19 protein-coding genes and 1 pseudogene are annotated in these 17,292 nt (G+C 71.1%); 12 read left to right on the plus strand and 8 right to left on the minus strand.

What is annotated here, in order from left to right:
* The coding region (locus BG452_RS14515; protein ID WP_188304700.1) for an SAV_915 family protein at positions 1-335 on the minus strand (335 nt) is incomplete at its 3' end.
* A 169-nt stretch (positions 336-504) separates the two neighbouring features.
* On the opposite strand from BG452_RS14515, the gene BG452_RS14520 reads away from it, so the two are divergent.
* The 7 genes from BG452_RS14520 to BG452_RS14550 all read left to right on the plus strand — a co-directional run bounded on the left by BG452_RS14520 (position 505) and on the right by BG452_RS14550 (position 7,297).
* Positions 505-690: a hypothetical protein gene (locus tag BG452_RS14520; protein WP_188304701.1), complete on the plus strand. Its 186-nt coding sequence runs from the start codon at positions 505-507 to the stop codon at positions 688-690.
* Positions 687-776 carry a potassium-transporting ATPase subunit F gene (locus BG452_RS14525; protein WP_188304702.1) on the plus strand — a complete coding sequence of 30 codons (90 nt, stop codon included), beginning with the start codon at positions 687-689 and terminating at the stop codon, positions 774-776. Before BG452_RS14520 ends, BG452_RS14525 begins: the two co-directional genes overlap by 4 nt.
* A 2-nt stretch (positions 777-778) precedes the next feature.
* A complete protein-coding gene (gene kdpA, locus BG452_RS14530; RefSeq protein WP_188304703.1) occupies positions 779-2,443 on the plus strand; it encodes a potassium-transporting ATPase subunit KdpA in 1,665 nt (554 codons plus the stop codon).
* 86 nt (positions 2,444-2,529) lie between these two features.
* Positions 2,530-4,575 carry a potassium-transporting ATPase subunit KdpB gene (kdpB, locus tag BG452_RS14535; protein ID WP_188304716.1) on the plus strand — a complete coding sequence of 682 codons (2,046 nt, stop codon included), beginning with the start codon at positions 2,530-2,532 and terminating at the stop codon, positions 4,573-4,575.
* Between the two features lie 44 nt (positions 4,576-4,619).
* On the plus strand, positions 4,620-5,255 hold the full coding sequence (gene kdpC, locus BG452_RS14540) for a K(+)-transporting ATPase subunit C (protein ID WP_188304704.1): 636 nt from the start codon (positions 4,620-4,622) through the stop codon (positions 5,253-5,255).
* 41 nt (positions 5,256-5,296) lie between these two features.
* Complete coding sequence (locus tag BG452_RS14545; protein ID WP_317621041.1) at positions 5,297-6,457, plus strand: universal stress protein; 1,161 nt, start codon at positions 5,297-5,299, stop codon at positions 6,455-6,457.
* Between the two features lie 63 nt (positions 6,458-6,520).
* On the plus strand, positions 6,521-7,297 hold the full coding sequence (locus tag BG452_RS14550) for a DUF4118 domain-containing protein (RefSeq protein WP_188304705.1): 777 nt from the start codon (positions 6,521-6,523) through the stop codon (positions 7,295-7,297).
* A 126-nt stretch (positions 7,298-7,423) separates the two neighbouring features.
* On the opposite strand, the gene BG452_RS14555 is transcribed toward BG452_RS14550, so the two are convergent.
* From BG452_RS14555 to BG452_RS14565, 3 genes are all read right to left on the minus strand, one after another.
* Entirely contained in the window at positions 7,424-7,600 is a 177-nt protein-coding gene (locus BG452_RS14555) for a hypothetical protein (RefSeq protein WP_188304706.1), read from the minus strand.
* A gap of 48 nt (positions 7,601-7,648) precedes the next feature.
* Complete coding sequence (locus BG452_RS14560) at positions 7,649-8,359, minus strand: hypothetical protein (RefSeq protein ID WP_188304707.1); 711 nt, start codon at positions 8,357-8,359, stop codon at positions 7,649-7,651.
* A gap of 155 nt (positions 8,360-8,514) precedes the next feature.
* A complete protein-coding gene (locus BG452_RS14565; protein ID WP_188304708.1) occupies positions 8,515-8,865 on the minus strand; it encodes a hypothetical protein in 351 nt (116 codons plus the stop codon).
* A 482-nt stretch (positions 8,866-9,347) separates the two neighbouring features.
* Here BG452_RS14565 and BG452_RS14570 point away from each other — a divergent pair, with 482 nt between their 5' ends.
* Positions 9,348-10,514, plus strand: a complete 1,167-nt coding sequence (locus BG452_RS14570) for a nitric oxide synthase oxygenase (protein WP_188304709.1) — start codon at positions 9,348-9,350, stop codon at positions 10,512-10,514.
* Between the two features lie 4 nt (positions 10,515-10,518).
* On the plus strand, positions 10,519-11,130 hold the full coding sequence (locus tag BG452_RS14575) for a hypothetical protein (RefSeq protein ID WP_188304710.1): 612 nt from the start codon (positions 10,519-10,521) through the stop codon (positions 11,128-11,130).
* Positions 11,131-11,145: 15 nt separating this feature from the next.
* On the opposite strand, the gene BG452_RS14580 is transcribed toward BG452_RS14575, so the two are convergent.
* The 4 genes from BG452_RS14580 to BG452_RS14595 form a co-directional block, all read right to left on the minus strand.
* Positions 11,146-11,988 carry a hypothetical protein gene (locus tag BG452_RS14580; protein WP_188304711.1) on the minus strand — a complete coding sequence of 281 codons (843 nt, stop codon included), beginning with the start codon at positions 11,986-11,988 and terminating at the stop codon, positions 11,146-11,148.
* Between the two features lie 229 nt (positions 11,989-12,217).
* A complete protein-coding gene (locus tag BG452_RS14585; protein ID WP_188304712.1) occupies positions 12,218-12,625 on the minus strand; it encodes a nuclear transport factor 2 family protein in 408 nt (135 codons plus the stop codon).
* A gap of 5 nt (positions 12,626-12,630) precedes the next feature.
* Positions 12,631-13,485 carry an alpha/beta fold hydrolase gene (locus BG452_RS14590; protein ID WP_188304713.1) on the minus strand — a complete coding sequence of 285 codons (855 nt, stop codon included), beginning with the start codon at positions 13,483-13,485 and terminating at the stop codon, positions 12,631-12,633.
* A 57-nt stretch (positions 13,486-13,542) separates the two neighbouring features.
* Entirely contained in the window at positions 13,543-14,007 is a 465-nt protein-coding gene (locus tag BG452_RS14595; protein ID WP_317621042.1) for a helix-turn-helix domain-containing protein, read from the minus strand.
* Between the two features lie 580 nt (positions 14,008-14,587).
* Here BG452_RS14595 and BG452_RS14600 point away from each other — a divergent pair.
* From BG452_RS14600 to BG452_RS14610, 3 genes and pseudogenes are all read left to right on the plus strand, one after another.
* Positions 14,588-15,598 carry an aldo/keto reductase gene (locus tag BG452_RS14600; protein ID WP_188304715.1) on the plus strand — a complete coding sequence of 337 codons (1,011 nt, stop codon included), beginning with the start codon at positions 14,588-14,590 and terminating at the stop codon, positions 15,596-15,598.
* Positions 15,599-15,845: 247 nt separating this feature from the next.
* Positions 15,846-16,156, plus strand: a pseudogene (locus BG452_RS14605) (amino acid transporter); the annotation flags it as partial.
* Between the two features lie 61 nt (positions 16,157-16,217).
* Positions 16,218-17,292: universal stress protein (locus tag BG452_RS14610; RefSeq protein ID WP_317621043.1), on the plus strand; the 1,075-nt coding region annotated here is incomplete at its 3' end.

Below are 17,292 nucleotides of genomic sequence, written 5' to 3' on the forward strand. Positions count from 1 at the left end.
GAGGACGAGCGGGTGACGAGGTCCTGCGCGGACTGCGGCAGCGGCGTCGGCGCGGGCGCGGCGAGCTGCGGGTCGACGGTCAGCGTCGTGACGCCGAGCGGCTCGGTGAGGGCGCGCAGCGCGGGCTCGGCGAGGACGATCCAGGGCTGGTCGGGGCCCAGGACGGCGGCCAGGCGCTGCGGGGAGGTGAAGGCGACCGCCGTGCGGTTGCCGAGCGCGGTACGGAAGAGCCGGGCCGTGTGGCCGAGGGGACCCGACCGGACGGGTACCAGGAGCTGTCCGGCCGGGTTGCGCTCGCAGGGCTCGGGGTCCCCGGTGCTCAGGTGCTGGTTCATGGCCTGCCTTCACGGGGGTGCGGTGGGACGGTGGTCGCATCCCGCGATCTCCGGGGCGCGGCAGTGACGATGCCCGCGGACCCGGGGGGAGCGCCGGGCCCTGACGCGTCCCTGATCCCGAGCATCCGTTTCCTTATGGCGTGTTGACGGTCCCTGGGGATGGCGCCCGGTGACGTCCCGGACGGCGTACGAGAAGTCGGCAGGTCCGAAGCGTCCGGCCGAGACTCGGAGCACCGGAGCTGGCAGCCGATCGGAAGCGGAGCGTGATCGCATGGCGGACCTGGCGTACATCGGCGTGACGGTGCTCGTCTTCGCCGTCCTCGCCCTGCTGGCCAAGGGGGTCGAGCGGCTGTGACGGGCGACAACGTCCTCGGGCTCGTGGTGGCGGGCGCGATCGTCGGCTACCTGGTGCTGGCCCTCGTCTTCCCGGAGAGGTCCTGAGGGTGGATCCGGCCCTCGCCGGGGTCCTACAGGCGCTGGCCCTGGCCGCCGCGCTGGCGCTGTCGCACCGGCCGCTGGGCGACTACCTGGCACACGTGCTGACGACCCGCAGGCACCTGCGGATCGAACGCGGCGTCTACCGGCTGATCGGCGTGAACGCGGAGGCCGACCAGACCTGGCCGTCCTACCTGCGGGGCGTGCTGGCCTTCTCGGCGGTCTCGGTGCTGTTCCTCTTCGCCTTCCTGCGGCTGCAGAGCCATCTCTGGCTCTCCCTCGGCTTCCCCGACGTGCCCGCCGCGCTCGCCTGGAACACCGCGGTGTCGTTCGTCACCAACACCAACTGGCAGTCCTACAGCGGCGAATCCACGATGGGTCACCTCGTGCAGATGGCGGGGCTGGCGGTACAGAACTTCGTGTCCGCGGCCGTCGGCATCGCCGTCGTCGCCGCGCTGATCCGCGGCTTCGCCCGCAGCGGCACCGACCGGGTGGGCAACTTCTGGGTGGACGTCACGAGGACCGTCCTGCGGCTGCTGCTGCCGGTGTCGGTGGTGTTCGCCGTCGTCTTCGTGGCGTCCGGCATGGTCGAGAACCTGCACGCGGCCGGCCCGATCGCCACCGTGGCCGGCGGGACCCAGACCCTCACCGGCGGACCGGTCGCCTCCCAGGAGGTCATCAAGCTCCTGGGCACCAACGGCGGCGGGTTCTACAACGCCAACTCGGCCCACCCGTTCGAGAACCCGAACCCGCTGACCAACTGGCTGGAGGTCTACCTCCTGCTGGTCATCGGCTTCGCGCTGCCCCGCACCTTCGGCACGATGGTCGGCGACCGGCGCCAGGGCCGCGCGATCGTCGCCGTCATGGCCCTGATCTGGATCGCCTCCACGGGCCTGACGTCCCTCTTCGAGTGGCAGCACGAAGGCTCGGCACTGAGGGCGGCGGGGGCCGCCATGGAGGGCAAGGAGGTGCGCTTCGGGATCCCGGCCTCCACCCTGTTCGCCGCCGGCACCACGCTGACGTCGACCGGCGCGACGAGCTCCGCGCACGACTCGTTCACCCCACTCGGCGGCGGCGTGCTGCTCCTCGACATGATGCTCGGCGAGATCGCCCCCGGCGGCACCGGCTCCGGCCTCTACGGCATCCTGGTGCTCGCCGTCGTCACCGTCTTCGTCGCCGGGCTGATGGTCGGCCGCACGCCCGAGTACCTGGGCAAGAAGCTCGGCGGACGGGAGATGAAGTTCGCCTCCCTGTACATCCTCGCCACCCCGGCCGTCGTCCTCGTCGGCACCGGCACGGCGATGACCTTCCACGGGGAGCGGTCGGCGGCCCTCAACTCCGGCCCGCACGGCTTCTCCGAGGTCCTGTACGCCTTCACCTCCGCCGCGAACAACAACGGCTCCGCCTTCGCCGGCCTCACCGCCACCAGCACCTGGTGGGAGACCGCCCTCGGGCTGGCCATGCTCTTCGGCCGCCTGGTGCCGATGGTCTTCGTCCTCGCCCTGGCCGGATCGCTCGCGCGGCAGAGCACCGTCCCCGTGACGGCCGGCACCCTGCCCACCCACCGGCCCCTGTTCGTCGGCATGCTGAGCGGCGTGGTGCTGATCGTGGTCGGGCTCACCTACTTCCCGGCCCTCGCGCTCGGGCCGCTGGCGGAAGGACTGCGCCGGTGACGGCCGCCGCACCCGACCCCGTGGACCCCGGCCGACCGGGGTCCGACCCAGCCGCGCACGAGACGCACCGGGTCTCCGGCGGGCTCATGGACCCCAAGCAGCTCGTCCGCTCCCTGCCCGACGCCCTGCGCAAGCTCGACCCCCGCGTGATGGTCCGCCACCCGGTCATGTTCGTCGTCGAGGTCGGCTCGCTGCTGACCACCTACTCCGCGATCCGGCACAGCAGCCTGTTCGCCTGGCTGATCACGGCCTGGCTCTGGCTGACGGTGGTCTTCGCCAACCTCGCCGAGGCCGTCGCCGAGGGCCGCGGCAAGGCCCAGGCCGACACGCTGCGCCGCACCCGCACCGAGGCTGTCGCCCGCCGCATCACCGGGCCGTGGCACGCAGGGCTCGCGGACGTCCCCGAGGAGACCGTGCCCGCGGCCGACCTGCACCTGGGCGACCACGTGATCGTCGAGGCCGGGCAGCTGATCCCCGGCGACGGCGACGTCGTCGAGGGCGCCGCCTCCGTCGACGAATCGGCCATCACGGGCGAGTCGGCGCCGGTCATCCGGGAGTCCGGCGGCGACCGCAGCGCCGTCACCGGCGGCACCAAGGTGCTCTCGGACCGGATCGTCGTGAAGATCACCTCCAAGCCCGGGGAGACCTTCATCGACCGGATGATCGCCCTGGTCGAGGGCGCCGCCCGACAGAAGACGCCCAACGAGATCGCGCTCGACATCCTGCTGGCCTCGCTCACCATCATCTTCCTGCTCGCCGTGGTCACCCTCCAGCCGATGGCCGCCTACGCGGGCGCCGAGCAGACCCTCGTCGTCCTGATCGCCCTCCTGGTGGCGCTGATCCCGACCACCATCGGCGCGCTGCTGTCCGCGATCGGCATCGCGGGCATGGACCGCCTGGTGCAGCGCAACGTCCTCGCCCTCTCCGGCCGCGCCGTCGAGGCGGCGGGCGACGTGTCGACGCTCCTGCTGGACAAGACCGGCACGATCACCTTCGGCAACCGGCAGGCCACCGAGTTCACCCCGGTCGGCGGCGTCGACGTCCGCCGCCTCGCCGACGCCGCGCAGTTGTCCTCCCTCGCCGACGAGACCCCCGAAGGCCGGTCCGTCATCGTCCTCGCCAAGGAGGCGTACGGGCTGCGGGCCCGCACCCAGGACGAGATCGGCCAGGCCGAGTGGATCGCCTTCTCCGCCCGGACCCGGATGAGCGGCGCCGACCTGCGCGAAGGGGAGGAAGGCGGGCTGCGGCGCATCCGCAAAGGCGCCGCCGCAGCCGTGGTCGGCTGGGTGCAGGACAACGGCGGCACGCCCGGCACCGAGATCGGCCCGCTCGTCGACGCCATCTCCGCGGCCGGCGGCACGCCCCTCGTGGTCGCCGAGCAGCGTGCCGACGGCCCCGCGGCCGTCCTCGGCGTCATCCACCTCAAGGACGTCGTCAAGCACGGCATCCGCGAGCGCTTCGAGGACCTGCGGCGGATGGGCATCCGCACCGTCATGATCACCGGCGACAACCCGCTGACCGCCCGCGCCATCGCCGAGGAGGCCGGCGTCGACGACTTCCTCGCCGAGGCCACGCCCGAGGACAAGATGGCCCTCATCCGCCGGGAACAGGGCGGCGGCAAACTCGTCGCGATGACCGGCGACGGCACCAACGACGCCCCCGCCCTCGCCCAGGCCGACGTCGGCGTCGCCATGAACACCGGCACGTCGGCCGCCAAGGAGGCCGGCAACATGGTCGACCTCGACTCCAACCCCACCAAGCTGATCGAGATCGTCGAGATCGGCAAGCAACTCCTCATCACCCGCGGCGCCTTGACGACCTTCTCGATCGCCAACGACGTCGCCAAGTACTTCGCGATCATCCCCGCGATGTTCGCCGGGGTCTACCCCGGCCTCAAGCACCTCAACATCATGGGCCTGCACAGCCCGCAGTCCGCGATCACCTCGGCGATCATCTTCAACGCGCTGATCATCGTCGTCCTCATCCCGCTCGCCCTGCGCGGCGTGCGCTACAAGCCGTCCAGCGCCTCCGCGCTGCTGCGCCGCAACCTCGGCGTGTACGGGGTGGGCGGGCTCGTCCTGCCCTTCCTCGGCATCAAACTCCTCGACCTCGTCGTGCAGTTCTTCTACTGAAGAGTTCCGCCACCAGGCGGTACCCGGTAGGAAAGGAGTGCCCCATGCGGACCCCGCCGCTCGCCTTCATCCGCCTCCATCTGACCGCGCTGCGCCTGGTGCTGGTCCTCACCGCGGTCTGCGGCCTGGCCTACCCGCTGCTGATCACCGGGTTCTCCCAACTCGTGCTCTCCGGGCAGGCCAACGGCTCGCAGGTTCGGCAGGACGGCCAGGTCGTCGGGTCGAGCCTGCTCGGGCAGGCCTTCGACCTGCCGAAGAAGAACCCGGCCGACCAGAAGGAACAGCCGGTGCCGGATCCGAAGTGGTTCCAGCCCCGCCCGTCGGCGGCCGGCGCCGGTTACGACCCGACCGCCTCCGGCGCCTCCAACCTCGGGCCGAACGACCTGGGGCTGACGAAGGCGATCCAGGACCGGCGCGCCGCCGTGGCGGCCTTCGACGGCGTCGACCCGGCCCGGGTGCCGCCGGACGCCGTCACCGCGAGCGGCTCGGGCCTCGACCCGCACATCTCCCCGGCCTACGCTTATGAGCAGGTCGACCGGGTCGCGAAGGCGCGCGGACTCGACCCTGCGGCCGTCCGCCGGCTGGTCGAGCTGCACCGGCAGGGGCGTGCCCTGGGCTTCCTCGGCGGGCCGCAGGTCAACGTGGTCACCCTCAACCTCGCGCTCGCGCGGCTCGGCTGAGCGGCGGATCGGATCGGCCGAGCGTGAAGGGAGACCGTCCGGTGGCGCAGCACGACGCGCCGCAGGCGTCGACGGGACAGCAGCCCGGCCGCGGGCGCTTCAAGGTGTACCTCGGTGCCGCGCCGGGCGTGGGCAAGACCTTCCGCATGCTGGAGGAGGGTGCGCGGCGCAGGGCCCGCGGCACGGACGTGGTGGTGGGCCTGGTGGAGTGCCATGGCCGGCAGCGCACCGAGGGCATGCTCGCCGGCCTGGAGGTGGTCCCGCGCACCCGCCGAACCTACCGGGGCGCCGAGCTGACCGAGCTCGACCTCGACGCGGTGCTCGCCCGCGCGCCCCAGGTGGTGCTGATCGACGAGCTGGCCCACACCAACGTGCCCGGCGGCCGCCATCCCAAGCGCTGGCAGGACGTCGAGGAGCTGCTCGATGCGGGCATCGAGGTCATCACCACCGTGAACATCCAGCACCTGGAGTCGCTGAACGACGTGGTGCGGAAGATCACCGGCGTGGTGCAGCACGAGACCGTGCCCGACGAGGCGGTCCGGCGGGCCGACCAGATCGAGCTGGTGGACATGCCGCCCGAGGGGCTGCAGCGCCGGATGGTGCACGGCAACGTCTACGCGCCCGAGAAGGTGGACGCGGCGCTCTCCCACTACTTCCGCATCGGGAACCTCACCGCCCTGCGCCAGCTCGCGCTGCTCTGGCTGGCCGGGCGGGTCGACGAGCGGCTGCATGCCTACCGGGAGGAGCACGGGATCCACGAGGTGTGGGAGACGAGGGAGCGGGTCGTGGTCGCCCTGACCGGCGGGCCCGAGGGCGAGACGCTGATCCGCCGGGCCGCCCGCATCGCCGCCCGCACCGGGGGAGGGGACCTCCTCGCCGTGCACGTGGTGCGCGAGGACGGCCTCTCCGATGAGGGATCCCAACTTCTCCGCCGCCAGCAGGAGTTGGTGGAGAGCCTCGGCGGGACCCTGCACCGGGTGGTCGGCGAGGACGTACCCCGGGCGCTGCTGGGCTTCGCCCGGGAGCACGACGCCACCCAGCTCGTCCTCGGTACCAGTCGTCGCGGTCGGCTCAGCCGCTTCCTCACCGGTCCGGGCATCGGCGAGACCACCGTCGGCCTGTCCGGGGACATCGACGTCCACATGGTCACCCACGAGGCCGCCGCGCGCGGCCGCCACCACGGCGCGCAAGGATCGCGTTAACGGGACGGCCGGGCGCTTGCGTACGGCGCGCGGGCTGCTACACCGGAAGGCAGGAGGTGTGTCATGCCCCGATCCTCCCGGTTCGTCGGTCGCTTGCGGCGCCTGATGGCGGGGCCGTACTCGCTGGTGGCGGCCGTCGTGATCCCGCTCGCGGTGAGCGTGGTACTGCTGCCGGCGCGCGGTCACCTGGCCAACACCAACGTCGCTCTGCTGCTGGTCGCCGTAGTGGTCGCGGTGGCCGCCGTGGGGCACCGGCTGGCCGGTGCCGTCGCGGCGCTGAGTGCCGCCGCGTGGTTCGACTTCTTCTTCACCCGCCCCTACGAGCGGTTCAGCATCAGCGACTCGTCCGACCTCACGACGGCGGTCCTGCTGCTCGCGGTCGGCCTCGCCGTGTCCCAACTCGCGGCCCGTGCACGGCGGTTCGAGGTCATCGCGGTCACCGATACCGGATACCTCGCGCGGATCCACCACGCTGCCGTGCTGGCCCGCTCGAAGCCCGCGCCGGCCGTGGTGGACCACGTCCGGGCCGAACTGGTCGACCTCCTCGTCCTGCGGGCGTGCCGGTTCGAGGACGGCTCCCTACTCGGCCACCCGCCGCGCCTGGAGCACGACGGCTCGATCGTCGTCGGCCGCAAGCCGTGGCCGACCGAGGACCTGGGCATGCCCGCCGAGGACGTGGAGCTGAGGGTGTTCGCGCACGGCAGGTACGTCGGCCGCTTCATGCTCACCCCCGTCCCCGGCAGCATCCCCGACCGCCAGGCCCTCCTCGTCGCCGTCACCCTCGCCGACCAGGCCGGGGCGGCCCTGGAGACCGCCACGGGCCACGTGACGGCGGCGTGAGCCGGCGCCCGGCCTGGTCAAGGGCCGGGCGCGCCACCAGGGGCTGCCGGCGTCCTTCGTCCCGGAGGCGCAGCCTCCCGATGCGCCCGGTGCGGCGCCACCGGCCGGTCCGTGGGCGGCTGTCGTTCAGCGGGACTTCTTCCGCCTCGTCCAGCCCAGTGCGTAGGAGATCACCGAGGCCGTGAAGGCCGCCCCGCCGAGGATGCTCGCGTCATTGCGGGTGGAGTCCCACTCCGCGATGAGCGTGATCAGCGCCGCGAGAGCCAGGAGCCCGATGACGATGACGAGGCCAACTCGCGGCACCGGGCCCGTGCTTGACTCCTTCATCGAATTCGGCAGGGGTCCACCTACTTATCCGAAGGGGTTGCAGACGAAGCCGCCTGCTCCGATGGTGCCGAGCCAGTAGATGATGGTCCACCCGTCCCGGTGCTGGCAGACCTGGATCCCGCCGGCGATGACGCCGAGTGCGGCGGCGACGGCTCCGGCGTACGGGCCGCCGCCCAGCGCGGCCACCAGCCCGGCCACTCCGGCGCCGACCCAGAAGCCGCCCTCGACCTTGTTCGTGAGCCAGGAGTCCAGGCCCACCTCGATGCCGTACCAGTGCGACTTGATGTAGCCGTCGTGGCCGCGCCAGGTGCTGTGCGGCACCGGGTGGCCGGTCGACTGCCGGACCTGGTCCAGGAGGGCGTCGGTCGGAACCGCCACGCCGTCGGGCGACATCTCGAGCTTCCCGCTCTTGATGTTGCCGTTGACCTGAGCCAGGTAGGACCGGAGCTGTTCGAGCTGCGCCTGCGGCACCTGCTTCAGGACCGAGGCCGGGGCGTCGAGCGAGTACCCGGACGCCGAGAAGGTCACGTAGCCGTTCAGTACGTGCAACGGGCTGGACGATGGGGCGAGTTCCCCGCCGGCCAGGCGGGCGCCGGCCGTGTGCGGCGCCGAGGGTCCGGCCTGGACCGGCTGCGGCTTCGCGGTGCCGGTCGCGGCCGACGCCGAGGGCGAGGCCGTCAGCAGGAGGCTGGTGGCCGCGAGCATCGCCACGCCGCCCAGAGAGGCACGCCTCATAACGTTCTTCACTATTCCCCCATGTTCATGTGACACCGATCCGTGATCGGCGCGGATCAATGCTCACACCAGTCACAGCAGTTGGGGTAGTCAGGGACTCGTCAATGTTTCGGTCGCCGTTGCGGAAGCCCGCTCGCGCCCCGTTGTCCGTCGCCTCAGGGCAGCGTCTCGGCGAAGTGGCGGGCGGCGAGGCCGGCGGCCTCGCCGACGGTGGAGTCCCGGTCGTAGAAGTCGAACTGGTCGCCCGAGGTCCAGGCGAGGGTCTTCGGCCCGCCGAGGTCGGCGTGGAACTTCTCCGTGCCCTGCGGGGTAGCCGCGTCGCGGCTGGTGACTATCAGGGTGGGCGCGGTGATCCGGGACGCCGCCGGATGGGGGTCGAAGGTGAGCCACTGCGGCCAGGACATCACCGCGAACCGGTTGTCCCAGGCCGGAACGGCGCCGCGGGTGGCGTCCAGGTGGTAGTCGAAGGGCCCGAACATGGCGGCCCGCGGGTCCATGGTGCTCACGGCCGGTACGTAGTCGACCGGTTGACCCAGCTCGTACCGGTCCCGCGGGGCGAGCCCGAGGTCCGTCTTCTGCCGGACGCCCTCCGCACCGCCGTAGACGTCGCGGACCAGCGCGGCGTCCTGGAGCCACGGCGCGACCAGTGCCAGAAGTTGGCGATGTCCCGGGTGGTCGGCTCGGTGGCCCGTCAGGGTTCCATCATGACGTTGTCGGCCGCTCAGGGTCGGTTTCCGGCTCGAACCCCTGGTCCGCGGTGCGGGCTTCGTCCAGGTCGCGGCCGGGGATCTGCCCTGGATCTGCTACATCCAGGGCGTGAAGCCGACCGGGGCAGCCGTGAGTCCGTGATCGCGTCCATATGCGTTCCGTCAAAGCAAGCACACTGAGGGTTCGCGGCGCACCCATGGTGGGCTAGCGTTCGATCAGCGGGCATGTTTCGTGCAGGTTAACTGGGTGCCCGCTCCTCGCCGTTGACAAGGGGCTCATCGTGACCGCCTCAGGTCTCTGCGCACCAGCCGCCATCCCCGCTCAGCCGCCCACCGCACCCACCGCCGCCGAGGCGGCCGAGCTGGTGCGCCAACTCGCCGCCGAGGGACACCTCTCGGCCGAATCCGCCGAGCAGCGGGTCCGCGAGATGGCCGCGGAACTGGCTGCGACGGGTACCTACCGGCAGAGCTCGCAGGAGCTCCTGCTCGGCACTCGGATCGCCTGGCGCAACAATCCCCAGTGCATCGGCAAGTTCTACTGGAAAGGGCTTGAGGTCCGGGACTGCCGCGAGGTGGCGGCGGACGGCGGTGACGAGAGCGGGCTCTTCGAGGCGCTCGTGGAGCACCTGCGGCTGGCCTGGAACGGCGGGAAGGTACGGCTGCTGCTGAGCGTCTTCCCGCAAAGCCTGCCCGACCGGCCGGGCCCCCGGGTATGGAACCCCCAGCTCATCCGCTACGCCGGTTACCGGCAGCACGACGGGTCGGTGCTGGGCGATCCCGACAGCGTCGCCCTCACCGAGGCCGTGCAGCGGCTCGGTTGGCGCGGTCAGGGCACCGAGTACGACGTCCTGCCGCTGGTCATCCAGTGGCCGGGCCGCGAACCCCGGTTCTTCGACCTGCCCTCGGACGCCGTACCCGAGGTGCGGATCAGCCACCCCGACCACCCGTGGTTCGAGCAACTGGGCCTGCGCTGGCACGCGTTCCCCACGATCTCCGACCAGATCCTCGAACTGGGCGGACTGCGCTACCCGTTGGCGCCGTTCAGTGCCTGGTACACCTGCACCGAGATCGGCGCCCGCAACCTTTCCGACACCAACCGCTACAACAAGCTGCCCGAGGTCGCCCGCGGGATGGGCCTGGACACCGGCCGCGACCGCACCCTGTGGCGCGACCGCGCGCTGCTCGAACTCACCGCGGCCGTACTGCACTCCTACGACCAGGCCGGGGTGTCCATCATCGACCACCACTTCGCCACCAAGCAGTTCGTGCGGCACGAGGAGCGCGAGCAGAAGAACGGCCGCAGCTGCCCGGCCGACTGGTCCGCCATCGTCCCGGCCACCAGCGGGTCGACCACGCCGGTCTGGCAGCGCCGCTACGAACCCACCCGGGAGCGCCCCAACTTCTTCCCGCAGCAGGCGCCCTGGCCACCCAGCGGCACCGAGGACTGAGCGAATGCCGCTCAGCTCGTTCGCCTCGTACGTGGTACCGGCCGCAGCGGTGCTCAACGTGTGCGGCAGCGGCGTCTACGCGCTGCGCACGCTGCGTGGCTCGGTCCGGCCCAACCCCGTCACCTGGCTGCTCTGGACACTCGCGCCCGGTGTGGCGTTCGCGGCCCAAGTCGCCCACCACGCCGGGCTGTCCGCAATCACCACGCTCAGTGTGGGGCTCGGTCCGCTGCTGGTCTGTCTCTGCGCCCTCAGCCGCCCGGAGTTGCGCTCCACCCGCCCACCGCCCGCCGAACTCTGCTGCGCGGGGCTCTGCGTGGGCGCGCTGGTCGGGTGGTGGCTCACCGCGGATCCGGACACCGCGCTCGCGCTGAGCATCCTGGCCGACGGGTGCGCCGCCCTCCCGACTGTGGTGAAGTGCTACCGGTACCCGGAGACCGAGGAGCGCACGGCCTACACCCTGATGGCAGTCAGCGCGGCGGTGACCCTGCTCACCCTGTCCGCCTGGACGTTCGCCGCAGCCGGCTTCTCGTGCTACCTGGTGGCGCTCTATGCCACGCTGCTGGTCCTGCTGCGTGGCCGCTCGGCCCGGCCCGGCCTTGATGCGCTCCAGCCCTGAGACGGCCTCCGAGCGTCAGCGCGCCGCCAGCAACCGCGCCGGGCCCTCCACCCTCGCCAGCCGCCAGGAGCGTGGGCGGGCCCGGCCCTGCGGATCGGCGTCCTGGATCCGTAGCCCGTCCCCGTCCCCGTTCAACTCCGGTGCCAGCTGCCCCCCGACGCGATTCGGCAGGGTGGAGCGGACGATCTCCCACCGGCCGGCGCGCACCCGGCCGATCGACACCTCGCAGTCCAGCAGCGCGGCCGCCTCGGCACGAGTCCCGCACCCGCTGACCTGCTCGGCGAGCGACAGCGGAAGCAACGGCGGAAGCAACGGCGACAACGGAAGCGACAGCGACTGCGCGGGCAGCAGCACGGACCGGTCCCGCGCGTAGGCGAACCACGAGCCCGCCCGGACCAGCACCCCCGCGCACCCCTGCGCCGGGTCCTCGAACAGCGCGGCCGCCGGGGCCTCGGACGGCCGCTCAACGGCTACCCAGTGCTCCAGGTAGTTCTCGTGCAGGCCCTCCTCGACCAGCACCTCACCCTCCCAGCGCAGGGTGCCGGCGTCGGCCAGCGGCGCCGGCGGGTGCAGATCGATCCGGCGCACCCAGCCGAACGCGTCGCCCTGCTGAGCGAAGGTGCCGGCAAATCCCTTCTGCTCGCACAGGGCCAGCAGTTGCGGCCGGTCCAGGGTCGACAGAGCCGCCCTGCCGACCAGCTCGACCAGCCCGGGTGGCTGACGCAGGTCCCCGAAGAGCGAGGGCCCCTGGATCCAGCTGACGGCTGTGGCCCGGTCCGTGGAGCCGTCCGCCTCGCGGACGAGCGTGCGCCACCAGACGCCGTGCAGATCCTCGACCATCGGGCGGTCCTGGGCCATCAGCATCTCCTCGTCTCTGCGGCGCGGGGGCTGCCGACCGGCTGCGCGGTGACTACTACGCACTTGCCAAGAGCCTGGGCGGAGGTCTCGCCAAAACCTCGGTCACGCTCTTCCGGGCATCCTGCTACCGGGGCGAGTTCTTGATGGGTGCTCTGCCGGATGTGTTGGTGGAGGGCACCTCGGTGGAGGACTGGCAGGCGGTGTTCGACCTGGTCCGGTCGAGTGGTAGTCAGAGCAGGGTGCCGGGATCGACGGGCCCTGCCGTGATGTGCAGGCTGCGGATTCGCGGTGCCGCCTCGTCGCTCTGGTCGAGGTGGAAGATGTGCGTGAACGGGGCTCGCACGACGTTGTCGGGATCGGTCTTCTTGGCGATGGTCGCCTCGCCCCGAAGGATCAGCACGTCCCCGACGGTCCAGGTCTCGATCACCTCGTGCGTGGTGGTGAGCGGGGCGTCGATCTTCACGAAGAAGTCCTTGATGGCCTCGACTCCGTGTACGCGGGCCGTACCGAAGACCATCTCGGTGTCCTGGTCGAGGTTCGTGGCGAACGCGGTCGCGAATTCGAGGGTGTCGATCTCGTGCATGAAGGCGTGGACCCATCCGGGGGCTTCGCCGCGGTCGGTGGTGGTGGCGGTCATGCTGGTCAGATCCTTTCCAGCACGGGGAGTTGGGCGAGGAAGGCGTCGATCTCGGCGTTGACGGCCTGCGGGTTCTCGCGGGCGGCGAGGTGGCCGGTGTGCGGCAGCACTGTGAAGGTGGCGGTGGGGATCGCGTCGGCCATCCGGCGCACGGCGTGCACGGGGAACTGACTGTCCTCCTCGCCGGCGATCACGAGGACCGGGACGTGCTTGATCGTGGCGAGCAGGCGGTGTTCGTCGCGGCGGCCGATCAGGATGCTGCGCAGTGCCCAGGCGACCGACTTGGGGTCGTTGGTGAGTACGAACTTCAGGAACTCGACGAACTCCGGGCGTTCGGCCTCGGCGGTCGGCCCGGCGAAGGCGCCGCGGGCCGCTTTCAGGGCCAGTTGCGGCATCTTCGAGTTCAGGGACAGGTACCCGGCCAGCGCGGTGGCCCAGATGCTCTCGAAGGTCGTGGGGAGCGAGGCGGTGCAGTTGATGCCGACCGTCCCTGCCGAGCGGTCCGGGTGGTAGGCGGGGAAGACGCCGGCGAGCATGCCGCCCCAGCTGTTGCCGATGAGCACCGCCTTGTCGATGCAGAGCGCGTCCTGGATCTCGACGAGCACGTCGGCGCACTGCTTGAGGTCGATGATCCGCCGCAGGGCGTCGGACTTGCCGTGTCCGGGGCTGTCGATGAGCAGCACGCGGTGGGTGGGGGCGAAGTGCTCGTACTGGTGGCGCCACATGGTGCCGTCCATCATCAGGCTCGGCCAGAAGATCAGGGGCGGGCTGTCCGCCTTGCCGCCGTCGCGCACGTTGATCAAGCCGAGGGAGGTGGGGATGAGCCGTTCGGTGACGCCGTCGAGCCAGGTCGTGGTCATGGCGATTCCTCTCTGACGGGGATCGTTCTCCACTCTCGTGCTAGGAGCATATTGCAACTAGTTCTCTTCTGCAACCAGTGGGACCAGGTTCGAGGCCAGGATCGGCCGGTGGCAGACGCTGCACGCCAGGTAGGGCTCGGTCTCCTCGCCGCAGACGGTGTGCAACAGCGGCCGGCGCGGGCCGGTGCCGGCGGTCTGCGGATCCGGTCCGTGCTCCTCGGCCCAGCGGGTGATCGCCACGATCGCCGGCACGACCAGCTCGCGAGCGGCGTCCGAGAGCTCGTACTCGAACCACTGCTTGTCCTCGCGGTACGCCCGCCGCGTCAGCAGGCCCAGCTCGGTGAGGGCGTTCAGACGCGCAGTCAGGATGTTCGTCGAGATGCCGAGCGCGCGCTTCAGTTCGCCGAACCGCGCGGTGCCGAAGAAGACCTCGCGCAGGATCTGATAGTTCCAGCGCTCCGAGATCGTCGCCAGAAACGTCTGGCCGTGCTGGAACACGACGGGGTGCGAGTCGTTCGCCACGGGGCCACCTAGATTGCAGTTCGACACTAGTTTCATCATGCTACTGAACTTGATTGAGTGATGTCGGTGCCGTTCGCCTGACGGTTGGGTGCCGGCACCGATAGCCCTGGAGTGTGAGGTACGCGCAGGGCGGCGGGCTGACCGACGCCGAGAGGGCCACGCGGGAGCGGTTACGGCTCCGGGCTGTCGAGCGTTCGAGGGTGGTCGGAAGAACGGTGTCCACGCTCCGCGAAAACTGGTTCTGGATCACTTTCCGTGCGAGAGCCACGGAGTGTCACCGGAACCGCGATCATGACCGGGCGAGCCGTGTCTGCTCTGCTGCAATCGCCCACCACGCCTACTGGCAGGCGTCCTTGGCAATCGAGCGATGATCGATCGCGGCGACGGACCCGCGAGGGCGGTTTGCCGTCGAGGGGCTGAGTAGTGCCCCACGCGCTGGGCCGGGAATTGACAGTTCGTCACTCGCTACTACTGGTTTCTCTGGTAGGTCTGACCAAAACGGTCAAAACCTGACAGGGTGCGCATGCCTCACGCCTTCGAATTTGCATTAGAGCGCACTCCAACCCCTAGGTTCCGAACCATGCGATACGTCAAACTCGGAACGACCGGTCTGGAAGTCTCCGCCATCACTCTCGGCTGCATGAGCTTCGGCGAGCCGGACCGGGGCGGCGAGCCCTGGTCGCTGGGCGCGGACGCCAGCCGGGACATCATCAAGCAGGCCCTCGAGGGCGGCATCAACTTCCTCGACACGGCCAATGGGTACAGCGCCGGAAGCAGCGAGGAGATCGTCGGTCAGGCGGTCAAGGACTTCACCCGGCGGGAGGAGGTCGTTCTCGCCACGAAGGTCTGGATGCGGATGCACCCCGGACCGAACGGCGCGGGGCTGTCCCGCAAGGCGATCTTCGCCGAGCTCGACGCCTCCCTGAAGCGGTTGGGGACCGACTACATCGACCTGTACCAGATCCACCGCTGGGACTACGACACCCCGATCGAGGAGACCCTCGAGGCGCTGCACGACGCGGTCAAGTCCGGGAAGGTCCGCTACATCGGAGCCTCTTCCATGTACGCCTGGCAGTTCGCCAAGGCCCTCTACCTGGCTGACCTGAACGGCTGGACCCGGTTCGTGTCGATGCAGGACCACTACAACCTCATCCACCGAGAAGCGGAGCGGGAGATGTTCCCGCTCTGCGCAGACCAGGGCATCGGCGTGATCCCGTGGAGTCCGCTGGCGCGGGGCAGGCTGACGCGGGTCCGGGACACCGCCACGGCGCGTGCCGAGACCGACGAGGGCGGCAAGATCCTCTACCGCGACGGGGACCAGGCAGTGGCCGAGCGTGTCCACGAGATCGCGGGCAGGCGGGGTCTGTCCCCGGCCCAGGTCGCCCTGGCCTGGGTCATGCGCAACCCGGTGGTGACCTCGCCCATCGTCGGGGTCACCAAGCCGGCCCAACTGGCCGACGCGGTCGCCGCGGTGGACGTCGAACTCGACGAAGACGAGGCCGCCTACCTGGAGGAGCCCTACCAGCCGCACGAGGCCGCCTACCTGGAGGAGTCCTTCTACAAGTCGCGCCCTGCGGCGGGCTCCCGGTAGTCCGGGCTACCGCCGGGCCTTCGACGAGTCCTTGGCCTCGGCCTTCTCGGGCCCGGCGGTGCCTGCGGGCGGTCGCGCGCACCTGCATGATCTGCCCGCTGCGCGGCCGCGCAGCGCACCAGGGCGCCCCGCTCACCGGGCCTGGGGGCCGGGCGGGCGGGGCGCCCTGGGTGGCCGACCCTAGCCGACCGGGCAGGCAGCAGTGCCACTGTCCGCCATTGCGCTCGCCCGCCAGCTACAGCGCTCGGTGACGGCCCCGGACCCGTCCGAGTTCGAGTCGGTGCTGGAGGTGCGCGGCGAGGTGCTGCACGATCGCTACCGGGTGCCGTCGCTGGAGAGCTCCAGTGTTTCGACGCGCTGGCGGCCCTGTTGCTGACGATCCGGGACGGTACGGGACAGATCCCGCACAGCTACTTCGAGTGGACCGGGGGCAGCCCGGTCGGCCACTTCCTGCGGTTCTTCCTGTTCGGCCAGGGCGAGGTCGCCCCGGTCACCCGGGAGGTGCTGCGCGAGGCGGAGCCGGACGGCTCCCGGCGCCCGCGGGTCCACGTCGGATAGGGCCTGACTTCGGAAAAGGGCGGAGCATGGACGTGGAAGCGGAGGAGGTGGCCAGGCGGCGGTGACCGGGAAGCTGCGGGTGTTCCTGGGGGCGGCGCCGGGGGTGGGGAAGACGTACGCCATGCTCCGGGAGGGCCGGCGGCTGCGCGGCGAGGGGCTGGACGTGGTGGTCGGCCTGGTGGAGACGTACGGGCGGCGGGCTACGGAGGAGCAGCTGGGGGACCTGCCGGCGCTGCCCCGGCAGGCGGTGTCGTACCGGGGCATGGAGCTGACCGAGCTGGACGTGGACGCCCTGCTGGCCCGCCGCCCGTCGCTTGCGCTGGTGGACGAGCTCGCCCACACGAATGTGCCCGGCGGGCGGAACGAGAAGCGCTGGCAGGACGTGCGGGAGCTGCTGGAGGCCGGGATCGACGTGGCGACGACGCTCAACATCCAGCACCTGGAGAGCCTCAACGACGTCGTCGAGCAGATCACGGGTGTTGCGCAGCGCGAGACGATCCCCGACGAGGTGGTCCGGGCCGCCGACCGGGTGGAGCTGGTCGACCTGAGCCCGCAGGCGCTGCGCGCGCGCATGGCGCAGGGCGAGATCTACCCGCCGGACCGGATCGACGTGGCGCTGGACCACTACTTCCGGGCCGGCAACCTGGGCGCCCTGCGGGAGCTGGCACTGCTCTGGCTCGCGGACCGGGTGGAGGAGGAGCTGGCCGACTACCGGGCCCGGCACGGCATCCGGGCGCCCTGGGAGACCAAGGAACGGATCATGGTCGCGCTGAACGGTGCCCCCCAGGGCGAGCACCTGATCCGCCGGGGCGCCCGCACCGCGACCCGGGTGCACGGGGACCTGATCGGCGTGCACGTCCGGCTGGACGACGGCACGGCCGAGCGGGAGCCGCCGGGTCTGGCCGCCCAGCGGGCGCTGCTGCGGGAGCTGCACGGCACCTTCGTCGAGGTGAGCGGCGGCGATGTGGCCCGGACGCTGGTGGACTTCGCCCGGACGGAGAGCGCCACCCAGATCCTGCTCGGACCGACGAGTCGCAGCCGGCTGCGCGAGCTGCTCTCCGGCTCGGTGATCAACCAGGTGATCCGGCTGGCAGGCCCGATCGACGTACGTGTGCTGCCGCCGCCCGAGCCGGGAC

The organism is Streptomyces sp. CBMA123 (genome assembly GCF_014596465.1).
Classification (GTDB): Bacteria; Actinomycetota; Actinomycetes; order Streptomycetales; family Streptomycetaceae; genus Kitasatospora.